The following is a 12,968-nucleotide window of genomic DNA, read 5'->3' on the forward strand; positions in this document are numbered from 1 at the left end:
CTATTGTTCAAATTCCAGCATGATCGTCGCGAGCGGCGGCAGCGTAACCTCGGCGCTGACGGCCCCTCCCGCGTTCACTGCCTGAACGCGTCCGCCATTGCCCTTGCCGCTGCCTCCGTAGATTTCGGCGTCGGTATTGAGGATTTCCCGCCATCTGCCTTCGTTTGGCAAGGGAAGGCGGTAATTTTCCCGATAGACGGGGGTGAAATTGCTGATCACCGCCACGGGCTTTTCTCCCGGCGCCATGCGCAGCCAGGCAAAGACCGAATTTTCGGCGTCGTCGACGACGAGCCAGCTGAAACCTTCGCCTTCGCAATCGCGGGCGTGCAGGGCGGGCTTGGAACGGTAGCAGAGGTTCAGGTCGCGCACGAGGCGGCGCACGCCTTCATGCGGATGGTATTGAAGAAGGTTCCAGTCGAGCGACTTTGCCTCGCTCCATTCGCCCCATTGGGCAAATTCCTGGCCCATGAACAGCAGCTTCTTGCCGGGATATCCCCACATGAAGCCGTAATAGGCGCGCAGATTGGCGAACTTCTGCCAGTCGTCGCCGGCCATCTTGGCGATCAGCGAGCCCTTTCCATGCACCACTTCGTCATGGGAGAGCGGCAGCACGAAGTTTTCCGCAAAGGCATAAACGAGGCCGAAGGTGATCTCGTTGTGATGGTGCTTGCGGTGCACGGGTTCGCGCTTCAGGTAGCTCAGCGTGTCGTGCATGAAGCCCATGTTCCACTTGAAGCCGAAGCCCAGGCCGCCTTCGTGGACGGGATGCGAGACCTTTGGCCAGGAGGTGGATTCCTCGGCAATCGTCATCACGTTGGGATGGGCGCCGTAGGAGAGCGAATTCATCTTCTGGAGAAAACGCACGGTCTCCAGGTTCTCGCGGCCGCCATATTCGTTCGGCACCCATTCGCCCTCTTTACGCGAATAGTCGAGGTAGAGCATGGAGGCGACCGCATCGACGCGCAGGCCGTCGAGATGGAATTTTTCAGCCCAGTAGAGCGCGTTGTTGACGAGGTAGGAGAGGACCTCGATGCGGCCGAAATTGTAGATCGCCGTGTTCCAGTCCGGGTGGAAACCCTGGCGCGGATCTTCGTGTTCGTAGAGCGCCGTGCCGTCGAACTCGCGCAGGCCGTGCTCGTCGGTCGGGAAGTGCGCCGGCACCCAGTCGAGGATGACGCCGATGCCCACCTTGTGGCAGCCGTTGACGAAGCGGGCAAAGCCCTCCGGTTCGCCGAAGCGGGCGGTCGGCGCAAAGAGGCCGGTCGTCTGATAGCCCCAGGACGGGTCGAAGGGATGTTCGGTGATCGGCAGAAACTCGATATGGGTGAAGCCCATGTCGGCGCAATAGGGGATCAGTTCCGCCGCAAGTTCGTCCCAGGTGAGAAAGGAACCGTCCGGCTTTTGGCGCCAGGAGCCGGCATGTACCTCATAGATCGAGATCGGCTGGCGGCGGTGATCGGCCTTCTCCCAGAATTCGCGATGGGCCTCGTCTTCCCATTTCTGTTCCAGTTCCAGCGCCGTCACGGAGGCGTTCTTGGGGCGCATTTCGCCGCGCCGGGCATACGGGTCGGCCTTCAAGGGCAGGACTTTGCCGTTCTTGCCGACGATCTCGAACTTGTAGGCGGACCCTGCCCGGACGTCCGGTGCGAAGATTTCCCAGATGCCGGTATCGACCCTCAGCCGCATCACATGGCGGCGGCCGTCCCAATTGTTGAAGTCGCCGACGACGGAGACGCGTTTGGCGTTCGGCGCCCAGACGGCGAAGTGGAAACCTTCCACCCCTTCATGCTTCATCGGGTGGGCGCCCATCTTGTCGAAGAGCCGCAGATGCGAGCCTTCCCGGACGAAATAGTCATCCATCGGGCCGAGGACGGGGCCGAAGGAATAGGGGTCGGTCACCGCCCATTCATCGTCGCCGCGGCGGGCGCGATAGCGGACGGGCTGCAGGTGAGCGGCGCTGACGAGGCCTTCGAAATAACCCGCGTCGTGACGGCGGGTGAGTTCCCCGAGTTCCGTTCCGCCGAGCGTCAGCGCGGTGACCGCCTCGGCGCCGGGAATGAAACAGCGAGCCCGGAACGCGTCCCCGAGCTTGTGAAGCCCGAGGACGGCGAAGGGATTGGTATGCCTGCCTTCCAAAATCGCCTCGATCTCGGATAACGGAATTTCGCCTGGGGCTCTTCCGTCATCGATGACGCGCGGCGATTTCTTCATCAGGCTCTCCAGATTTCCGACGCGTACTGGCGAATAGTTCTGTCAGAGGAGAACCATCCCATTCGGGCGGTATTTCGAATCGTCTTGGAATACCAGGATTTAGGGTCGGTCCAGATTTGGTCAACGTGCCGCTGTGCTTCGGCATAGGCATCGAAATCGGCGGCGACCATGAACCAGTCGTGATTGTAGATGCCGTCGATGAGAGTGGTGAAGCGGGAGCGGTCGTCGGGCGAGAAGACGCCGGTGGCGATCGCGTTCAGCGCCTGGGAAAGCTCGCGGGACTTTTCGATGATGGCGCGCGGATTGTGGCCGTCGGTGCGCACCTTCGCCACTTCGTCGGCCTTGAGGCCGAAGATGACGATGTTCTCGTCGCCGACATGGTCACGCATCTCGACATTGGCGCCGTCGAGCGTGCCGATCGTCAGCGCACCGTTCAGCGCGAACTTCATGTTGCCGGTGCCGGAGGCTTCCATGCCGGCCGTGGAAATCTGTTCGGAAAGGTCTGCTGCCGGAACCATGATCTCGGCCAGCGAGACATTGTAGTTCGGCACGAAGACGACCTTGAGCAGACCGCGCACGGCCGGGTCGTTGTTGATGACGCGCGCCACGTCGTTGGCGAGCTTGATGATCAGTTTGGCGTTGTGATAGCTCGGCGCCGCCTTGCCGGCGAAGAGCTTTACACGCGGAACCCAGTCGAGCTCCGGATGCGAGCGGATCTGGTCGTAGAGCGCCACGGCTTCGATGATATTGAGCAGCTGGCGCTTGTATTCGTGGATGCGCTTGATCTGGATGTCGAACATGGCCGACGGATCGAGCCGGATGCCCATGCGGCTGCCGACGAGGTTGGCGAGCTGCACCTTGTTCGCCCGCTTGACGGCCGCGAACTTCTCCTGAAAGGCGGCGTTGTCGGCAAAGGCGTCGAGCGCCGTCAGTGCATCCGTGTCGTCCAGGAACTTGTCGCCGATCGCGTCCTGAACGAGCGAGACGAGACCGGGATTGCACTGCATCAGCCAGCGGCGCGGCGTAATACCGTTGGTCTTGTTGTTGATGCGGGTCGGGTAGAGCGTGTGGAGGTCGGCAAAGACCGTGACCTTCATCAGGTCGGTATGCAGCGCCGAGACGCCGTTGACCGAATGGGAGCCGACAAAGGCGAGGTTGCCCATGCGCACGCGGCGTTCGCCGGCTTCGTCGATCAGCGAGATCGAGCGGATCTGGGTATCGGAGAAGCTCTTGTGCTTGCGTGCCTCGACCAGAATCAAGGCGTTGACCGCATAGACGATCTGCATATGGCGCGGCAAAAGCCGCTCGAACAGCGGAACCGGCCAGCTTTCAAGCGCTTCCGGCAGCAGCGTGTGGTTGGTGTAGGAGAAGGTCTGGCGGGTGATGTCCCAGGCCTGCTCGAAGTCGAGGCCGTGAATATCGCTCAGGAGACGCATAAGCTCGGCGATCGAGACGGCCGGATGGGTGTCGTTGAGCTGGATCGCCACCTTTTCGTGAAGGTTGGTGAAATCCGGATACTGCTGCAGGTGGCGGCGCAGGATGTCCTGCAGCGAGGCGGAGGAGAAGAAGAATTCCTGGCGCAGGCGCAGTTCCTGTCCGGCCGGATTGGCATCGGCCGGATAGAGGACGCGGGTCAGGCTTTCCGCCTTGTTGCTCTCGCGCAGCGCGCCGATATGGTCGCCGGCGTTGAAGGCGTCGAGCAGGATCGGGTCGATCGGCTGGGCCGACCAGAGGCGCAGCGTGTTGACGCGCTTGCCGCGCCAGCCGACGATCGGCGTGTCATAGGCCATGGCGATGACGCGCTCCGCCGGCTTCCAGACATAGCGGGGCGTTTCGTCATAGCCGCCGACCGTTTCAACCGTGCCGCCGAAGCCGATTTCGTAGGAGCTTTCCCGGCGTTCGAATTCCCAGGGGTTGCCGTGCGCGAGCCAGGTTTCCGGCAATTCCACCTGCCAGCCGTCTGCCATCTGCTGGCGGAACAGGCCGTGGATGTAGCGAATGCCGTAGCCGTAGGCCGGAATGTCGACCGTCGCCATGGATTCCATGAAACAGGCGGCGAGACGTCCGAGGCCGCCGTTGCCGAGTGCCGCGTCCGGCTCCAGGCCGGCAATCACGTCGACATCGACCCCAAGCGAGGTCAAGGCGTCGCGGATTTCCTTCATCAGGCCCATATTGCTGACGGCGTCGCGCATCAGCCGGCCGATCAGGAATTCGAGCGAGAGGTAATAGACGCGCTTGCCGCCGGTGCGGTAGACCTTGCGGGTGGATTCCATCCACTTGTCGATGATCCGGTCGCGCACCACGAGGATCGCGGCGGTCAGCCAGTCATGCGGCTTGGCAACCTTCGCATCCTTGCCGATGCGGTAGGTCAGGCGTTCGATGATTTCTTCCGCCATGATCTCGGGGCGGGAGCTGCGGGGGGCCGGCTGAAGGATTTCAGCCGAAGAAGACGTTTCATTCATAAGTCGCCAACTTTCTGGTGGAGCGGGAGGATAGCGTCCGATTCAGTCCATCTGGCACGATGTTGTGACGACAGTTTATGCACCGATATGACCCAGTTGCAACGGTCGTTTTATCTTTGCGCATTTGCTGGGCAAACGCGCAGGAAAACGCCCCGCCGAGGGCGGAGCGTCCTGTTGTCTGGCTTGCCGGGGTCAGTTGGTCAGGCGGGTGCCGGTCTTTGCCGCCTTGCGGGCAATCTCGCCGAAGCTCTGGACAAGCTGGGTCATGTTGTTCGGCTCGTAGTAATAATCGTCCTCGCCGCTGGAGCAGGCTTCCAGGAGTTGCTTGCCCTTTGTGGGGGCCATAAAGGCGATCGCGTAGATCTTGATGCCGTCATCCTTGGCGAGCTTGCAGGTGGCACGGACCTTGTCGTCCAGCGTCTTGTTCCAGTTCGCGCTGTAGCCGGTCATCTCGCCGTCGGTCATCAGCACGATGAAGCGCTCGAAACTGGTATTGCCCTTGCCGTCATGGGCGGTCTTCTCGGTGGCGGTCGCATTCTTCAGCGCCTTGAACGCGTTGTCCATGGCGCCGCTCGCATCGGTGCCACCGGCAGGGACGTTCGGCAGGTCATCGACATAGTCGGCCACCTCATCGGTGCCCCAGGCCATCTTTTCTTCCGTCTTGGTCTCATGGGTATAGGACGTCGCGCCGATGCGGATGAGTTCCTTGTTGGGGTCCGCCTTGTCGAGTTCCTCGAACATGACGGCGGCCGCGGCCTTCAGCGATGCCATCTTGGTCAGATAGTTTGGTACCTCCTTGTAGACGGTACGCTCGCACATCTTGTTAGGGTTGTGCTTCGTGGGGCAGCTATACTTTTCTTTTTGATCTGTCGCGACCAGTTTTGTCGGCTGCGCCGAGTTGATGGTGGTGGTGTCCCAAGCCATCGAGCCGGATTCGTCTAGCGCTAGATACATGGAGAGCGCATTGCCCTCGCGACCGCTTGCGGACTGGCTCTCGACGCCGATCGTCATCTTGTCGAAGCCGAGAAGCGCAGTCAGGCCGCTCAGCGGCACGTCGTAGCTTGCCTTGAGGCGGATGTCATAGCTGGCGGCGGTGCTGGAGGTGACGGTGCTCGTCGCCATGGCTTCCGCATTCCGTCTAAGCTCCTCCAAGGCTGCGGCCTTTTCTTCCTCGGTCATGTCGGATGTGTTGATCGTCTGTGCGGCCTGGGCGATGTAGAAATCCATCATCAGCTTTTCGGCTTCCGTCTCGCTCATGCTGCCTTCCTCGGACATGGCGGAGGCGGCGGCGAGAGTGGCCGCGTCGGCGGCGGCCTGGAGATGCGTCTTTTCCTCGATGACCCGCGTCAGATCGATCGCGATGCCGGCAGCTCCCATGAGGACCGGTATCGCCACGGCCGTCATAATTCCAAAATTTCCGGCGCGGTCCTTCATCAGGCGCGCAAAATGCGTGCAGGTTTTCATAGCCCCAATCCCCGTTCAAATCATTTGAACAACTGGCGCCATGCTAGGTTAAGGCGTGTGTAGGAAGGCCTAATGGAATTAATAGAATTTTAGTAATTACAAAAGATTAGCTTCATAACGAGGCGGAATTCTCAAGATTTCAGGGGGACGACGTCGACCGCCTGGACGACTTTCTGATTTCCGTAACCCTTGAGGACTCCGACAACCGGAGCGATGTCGGCATAGTCGCGGCCATAGGCGACGACGATGTGATCACTGCCGGCGGGGATGTCGTTGGTCGGATCGAGCTCCAGATAACCGACGGTCTCGCCGCACCATACCCGGACCCAGGCATGCATGGCATCCGCGCCTTCGAGGCGTTCCTTGCCGGGCGGCGGAATGGTGCGCAGGAAGCCCGAGACGTATCCGGCGGGAATACCGAGGCTGCGCAGGCCGACGATCATCACATGCGCGAAATCCTGGCAGACGCCGCGCTGAAGCCGGAAGGCCTCCTTCGGCGTGGTGTCGACCGTGGTGGCCTCCGGGTCGTAGGTGAAATCCTTGTGGATGCGGGCGCACAAGGCGAGCGCGATTTCGCGCACGGTCTGCCCCGGCTTGGCGATTTCGCGGGCGTAGGCGGCGATCTGCGGCTCTTCCGCAAGACGGGGGCTCGGACCGGCGAGATGATGCGGCGAGGCCGGATCGACCGACCAGAGCTCCGCGAGCTCCTCCCTGAGTTCGTCGAGCTCCGGGGAGAGGTCCGCCGTCATTGTCGGCGCCTCCACCATGACGCGGGCCTGCATGCGGATATCAAGCCGGTCGTGCGGCGCGCGGACGAGAACCGAGGTCGCCTGCTGGCCGAAGAAATCGATGAAGGTGGTTCGCTCGTCGGCATTTGGCGTGACGGTCACGGAGCCGGCAATCAGCCGCTGCCGGTCGGGAAGCGACAAGGGCAGGACCCGGATCACATGACGGGCGCCCGAGGCCGGAACGTCGTAGACGTAACCCATGTGGAGGTTGAGATCGTAGAGCATCGCCACCCGTCCTCCGCCCTAGCTGAAGTAAGTCTGGCCGAGGATGTCGGACAGCTTCTCCATCTCCAGTTCGAGCTTCCGGTAGACTTCGTGATCCATCGCCTCCGGGGTCATGACGGCGAGGCCGGAATGGAGCCGCATCGCCTCGCGGTAGAAGGGCGACATCTGGCCGTTGACGAAGGCGTTCGGCAATTGCTCCACCTCGGTGCGGATCTCGTTCAGCTGGAAAAGGATCGAGCGCGGGTTCAAGGGGTCGAGCGCCAGCAGATCGGCGACTGTCAATCGGGCCGTGGCGACATTGTAGCGGCGGCGATGGGTCATGACGCTGTCGCCGATCTCCAGCAGCATGTCCAGCGAACCGTCCGGTGCTTCGGGGCCTGACATATGGCCGAGCAGGCGGGTCATGTGCAGCGCGCGTTCCAGATGCCGGCCGATCGATAGGAAACGCCAGCCCGTGAAGCGGTACATGTTTTCGTGGACGAGACCGGCAAAGCCCGCGAGCTTGCGGAGCAGGATGGTGGTGGCGTGGCTGGCGTCGTCGCCGGGCTGGACCGCCTCGTGAAACCGACGGGCGGTCTTGGCAAGGTCCGTCAAGGCCAGCCAGCCGTCCGGCGAAAAGCGGTCGCGGATGTTGCTTGCCGAATAGATGGCGCTGTCGATGTTGCGCAGGAGCGGAGCCGGCACGGCTTTCGACATGTCGATGTCGATCGCCTTGAGGTAACGCGTCACGTCGGCCAGCAGCGGCTGCTTCGGATCGGCGGATTCGGCGTAGCGCAGATGCCAGGCGCGCAGGATGCGCAGCGCCCCTTCCGCCCGCTCGATATAGCGGCCGAGCCAGTAGAGGTTGTCGGCCGCGCGGCTCGGCAGGCTGCCGGGCATGTTGCGGGTGAAGCTTTCCTCCGGCGGCAGCAGCGTCGGCTTGGGCACAGGCTTGTCGCTGACGATCCAGACGTCGGCTGCCGCACCGCCGGCCTGCATGGCGATCGCCGCGACGTCGGGGCCGGAGCCGATACGTGCAAAGCCGCCGGGCATGATCTGCCAGCCGTTTTCGGTGCGCGCCGCGAAGACGCGCAGCGACATCGGTCGGGGGACGAGCTTTCCGTTCACGTAAGCCGGCGTGGTGGAGAGCGTCACGACCTCCTGGCCGACGAGCTTGGACCCCTCGGAGGACAACCAGTCGCCCACCGATTCCTTTGCCGCCTTGCGCAGCGACGAGCCGAGCACCGACTGGCCGTTGTCGTCAAAGAAGGGAAGGCGGGAATAGGCGGGGCCGATGACCATCTTCTCGATGTTCTTCGCCACATGATCCCGTTCGGCCTTCTGGCCGCACCACCAGGTGGCGATCGACGGCATCAAAAGGTCTTCGCCGAGCAGCCGGCGGCAGACGGTCGGCATGAAGGCGAGCAAGGCCCGCGTTTCGAGGATGCCGGAGCCGAGCGCGTTGACGAAGGTGACCGCGCCGGAGCGCAGCGCCTGCACCATGCCGGGCGTACCGATATGGGAGTTCTGGTTCAGCTCCAGGGGATCTGCATAGGAGGCATCGAGACGCCGCCAGAGGACGCCGATCGGTTTCAGGCCGGCCACCGTCCGAACCATGACGCGGTTGTTGACGACCGTCAGGTCCTCGCCCTCGAGCAGCATGAAACCGAGATAGCGGGCGATATAGGCGTGTTCGAAATAGGTCTCGTTGGCCGGACCCGGCGTCAGCACGGCGATCCGGTCCTCCGGATATTGCTTGTGTGCCTGCAGCGCGTCACGGAAGGCGCCGAAGAAGGAAGCGAGACGATGCACGTGGCTTTCGCCGTAGATATCGGAAAGCGCGCGCGTGGTGGCGACGCGGTTTTCCAAGGCGAAGCCTGCGCCCGATGGCGCCTGGGTGCGGTCGGCGAGCACCCACCAGTTGCCGTCCGGGCCGCGGCCGATCTCGAAGGAGCAGAAATGCAGGTAATGGCCGCCGACAGGTCTGACACCGACCAGCGGCCGCAGGAATTCGGAATTGCCGGCGATCAGAGCCGGCGGCAGGATGCCTTCCTGCACGAGCCGGTTCTCGCCGTAGATATCGGAGGCGACCGCTTCCAGAAGGTCGGCACGCTGAACGAGGCCTTTCGAGACCGCTTCCCATTCCTTGCCGTCGATCAGCACGGGGACATGCGAGATCGGCCAGTTGCGTTCGCCGCTGCCTTGCGCGCCATAGGTCCGGTAGAAGACGCCGGCATCGCGGAGATACCGGTCGGCGCGTGCGAAGCGCTCCTGAAGATCGCCTTCCGGCATCCGGCTCAAATGCGCGATCAGATTGCGCCAGACCGGCCGGATCTGGCCGTTGGCGTCCAGCATCTCGTCGGCAATGCCCGGCAATGCTGCGTAGCCGAGAATCGGATCCTTCGGGGTCCGCGTTTCGGTTACACGGTCGGTTGCCGGTGCCTTGGACATCGGGCGTTTCAGACTCCTAGCGGCCGGCGCAGATCGAGCGTCAGCGGAAATTCGGGGGAGGGCGTTTCCGGCATCAGCGCATAGCGCCCGGCCGTGTGCCCCCACGGTTCGAACCGGGCAAGCCGGCGGGCCTCGGCCTCGTTGCCGTTGACTGGGAAGGTCTCATAATTGCGACCGCCCGGATGGGCAACATGGTAGATGCAGCCGCCGATCGATCGGCCGGACCATGTATCATAAATGTCGAAGGTGAGCGGCGTATTAACCGGCAGGACCGGATGGAGGCCGGCGGATGGCTGCCAGGCCTTGAAACGCACGCCGGCAACCGCGACGCCGGACGTGCCGGTCTCCTTCAAGGGCACGGCGCGGCCATTGCAGGCGACGGTGTAACGCGACGGATTGCCGGTTTCGAGGCGCACCTGCAGCCGCTCGACGGAGGAATCGACATAACGGACGGTGCCGCCGATGGCGCCCTGTTCGCCCATGACGTGCCAGGGTTCGAGCGCCTGACGAAGCTCCAGTTTCGAGCCCTTGTAATCCACCTCGCCAAAGAAGGGAAAGCGGAACTCGAGCTGCGCATCGAACCATTCGGGACGAAGATCGAAGCCGTTTTCGCGCAGATCCTGCAGCACATCCAGGAAGTCGGCCCAGACATAATGCGGCAGCATGAAGCGGTCGGCGAGCGTCGTGCCCCAGCGAACGAACCGGCCTTGTACCGGGTTCTTCCAGAACCTTGCGATCAGCGCGCGGACGAGAAGCTGCTGGGCGAGCGACATGCGCGCATTCGGCGGCATTTCGAAGCCGCGGAATTCGACGAGGCCGAGGCGACCGGTCGGGCCGTCCGGCGAAAACAGCTTGTCGATACAGATTTCGGATCGGTGCGTATTGCCGGTGACATCCGTCAAAAGGTTGCGGAAGAGGCGGTCGACCAGCCAGGGCAGGGGCGGCACGCCTTGCCCCGGTGCCGGCACCTGCGCCAGCGCGATTTCCAGCTCGTACATCGAATCGTGGCGAGCCTCGTCGATACGCGGCGCCTGGGAAGTGGGGCCGATGAAGAGGCCGGAGAAGAGGTAGGACAGCGACGGATGCCGCTGCCAGTGCAGCACGATGCTCTTTAAAAGGTCCGGGCGGCGCAGGAAGGGGCTGTCGTTCGGATTGGCGCCGCCGACCACCACATGGTTGCCGCCGCCGGTGCCGGTGTGGCGACCGTCGATCATGAACTTGTCTGCCCCGAGCCGGCTCTGGCGGGCCTCCTCGTAGATCGCCGTGGTGATCGAGACGGTTTCCTTCCAGCTTGCGGCCGGATGGATGTTGACCTCGATGACGCCGGGATCGGGCGCGACGCGGATGACGTTGATGCGTTCGTCGTGCGGCGGCGCATAACCTTCGATATGGACGGGCAGGCCAAGTTCGGCCGCGGCATTTTCGGCAGCGGCGATCAGCTCGAGATAGTCCTCGATCTTTTCCACCGGCGGCATGAAGACGCAGAGCCTGCCGTCGCGAGGCTCCACGGATATGGCGGTTCGCACCGCGCCGCCGATCTCGCCGAGCACCTGCTCGACGCGGCCGAGATTGGCCGAATCGCCGGCCTTGAACGAGGATTCGGGCATGGCGCGGCCCACCGGCACGATCACGTCGGGCAGGGGCTGGCGGGGGATCGAGGGGTCTGCCTCGTGGATATAGGGAAACTGCGACGGGGGCACGTAAGGGAGCGTCCCGAGCGGCAGGCGATAACCGACGGGGCTGTCGCCGGGAACAAGGAAGATCTTGCCGCGGCGGGTGCGCCATTTTTCGCTGATCCAGCGCTTGCGGGGTGCCGTTCCGCTGGCCTGGGCGTTCCAGGCCTGGACGGGCAGGACGTAGCCGCTCGGACGCGTCAGACCGCGCTCGAAGACGCGGGCGATACGGTTGCGTTCCTCCGGATCCTTGAGCTTGGAATTCGACGGATCGACGTTTTCCGGCAGGCTGCCTTCCTTGATGATCCATTCTGCCGGGTCCTCGTAGGCCGGCGCGACGTAATCCGGGCTCAGGCCAAGCTCGTCGGCAATGCCGGTCAGCAGCTTTTCCGCATCGTCATCGCCGATGCCGTAATCGCGGCCTTCCTCAGCCACGAGGTCGGGATTGCTCCAGATGGGACGGTCGTCCTTGCGCCAGTAGAGCGAGAAGGTCCAGCGCGGCAGGCTCTCGCCGGGATACCATTTGCCCTGGCCGTAATGCAGGAAGCCGCCCGGTGCGAAACGCTCGCGCAGCCTGCGGATCAGGATATCGGCCTTTTCGCGTTTGGTGGGGCCGACGGCGTCCGTGTTCCATTCATCGGATTCGAAGTCGTCGATCGATACGAAGGTCGGTTCCCCACCCATGGTGAGGCGGACGTCCTGCGCGTGCAGTATGCGATCGACCTCTTCGCCGAGATCGTTGAGCGCCTCCCAGGATTCGTCGGAGAAGGGCTTGGTGATGCGCGGATGCTCGGCGACGCGGGCAACCTTCATATCGAAGTCGAACGAGGTTTCCGCCTCGCCGAAATAACCGCCGGAGATCGGCGCGGCGTTGCGGTAGTGCGGCGTTGCGGCAAGCGGGATATGGCTTTCGCCGGTGAGCAGGCCGGAGGTCGGGTCGAGACCCACCCAGCCGGCGCCGGGCAGATAGACTTCGCACCAGGCGTGCAGGTCGGTGAAATCCACTTCGGTGCCGGAGGGGCCGTCGAGCGCCTTCAGGTCGGGTGTCAGCTGGATGAGGTAACCCGAGACGAAACGGGCGGCGAGACCGAGGTGGCGAAGGATCTGGACCAACAGCCAGCTGGTGTCGCGGCAGGAGCCCATGGCCGAGGTCAGCGTCTGCTCCGGCGTCTGCACGCCGGGCTCCATGCGGATGACATAACCGATCGCCTGCTGCAGGCGGGCGTTGATGCCGACAACCATATCGACCGTCGGCTGGCCGGGGGACATGTCGAAGGTCTTGAGATAATCGACCAGGGCCGGTTCCGCCGGCTCCGGCTTCATATAGATCGACAGGTCCTCGACCAGCGTTTCCGGATAATCGAACGGCCACTTGGTGGCTTCCTCTTCGACGAAAAAGTCGAAGGGATTGTAGACCGTCATGTCGGCGATCAGATCGACCTCGATCTTGAACTCGGTCACCGGGTCGGGAAACACGAAGCGGGCGAGATAATTGCCGTACGGGTCCTGCTGCAGGTTCACGAAATGGTTTGACGGCGTGACCTTCAGCGAATGGCTCAACACCTTGGTGCGGGAATGAGCGGCGGGCTTCAACCGGATGATCTGCGGTCCGAGGCGGACGGGCCTGTCGTATTTGTAATGGGTGAGGTGGTAGATACTCGCCTTGATCGCCATGCTGCCCCTTGCCGGCCTTTAAGATGGCCGATCGATGATCG

At 63.0% G+C, this 12,968-nt stretch carries 6 protein-coding genes; all 6 read right to left on the reverse strand.

Annotated elements, in window-relative coordinates; genetic code table 11:
* Entirely contained in the window at nt 1-2,211 is a 2,211-nt protein-coding gene (glgB, locus tag C5L13_RS10225) for a 1,4-alpha-glucan branching protein GlgB (RefSeq protein WP_105383200.1), read from the reverse strand.
* A complete protein-coding gene (locus C5L13_RS10230) occupies nt 2,211-4,673 on the reverse strand; it encodes a glycogen/starch/alpha-glucan phosphorylase (RefSeq protein WP_105383201.1) in 2,463 nt (820 codons plus the stop codon). Before C5L13_RS10230 ends, glgB begins: the two co-directional genes overlap by 1 nt.
* 192 nt (nt 4,674-4,865) lie before the next feature.
* The gene (locus tag C5L13_RS10235; protein ID WP_105383202.1) at nt 4,866-6,137 is read right to left on the reverse strand and encodes a TadE/TadG family type IV pilus assembly protein; all 1,272 of its coding nucleotides are present in this window, start codon (nt 6,135-6,137) and stop codon (nt 4,866-4,868) included.
* Nucleotides 6,138-6,268: 131 nt separating this feature from the next.
* Complete coding sequence (locus C5L13_RS10240) at nt 6,269-7,150, reverse strand: transglutaminase family protein (RefSeq protein WP_105383203.1); 882 nt, start codon at nt 7,148-7,150, stop codon at nt 6,269-6,271.
* Between the two features lie 18 nt (nt 7,151-7,168).
* Nucleotides 7,169-9,580, reverse strand: coding sequence for a circularly permuted type 2 ATP-grasp protein (locus C5L13_RS10245; RefSeq protein WP_105383204.1), 2,412 nt, complete (start codon nt 9,578-9,580; stop codon nt 7,169-7,171).
* Between the two features lie 8 nt (nt 9,581-9,588).
* Nucleotides 9,589-12,927, reverse strand: coding sequence for a transglutaminase family protein (locus tag C5L13_RS10250; protein ID WP_105383205.1), 3,339 nt, complete (start codon nt 12,925-12,927; stop codon nt 9,589-9,591).
* Between the last annotated feature and the right edge of the window lie 41 nt (nt 12,928-12,968).

It is taken from the genome of Neorhizobium alkalisoli, assembly GCF_002968635.1.
Taxonomy (GTDB): Bacteria; Pseudomonadota; Alphaproteobacteria; order Rhizobiales; family Rhizobiaceae; genus Neorhizobium; species Neorhizobium alkalisoli.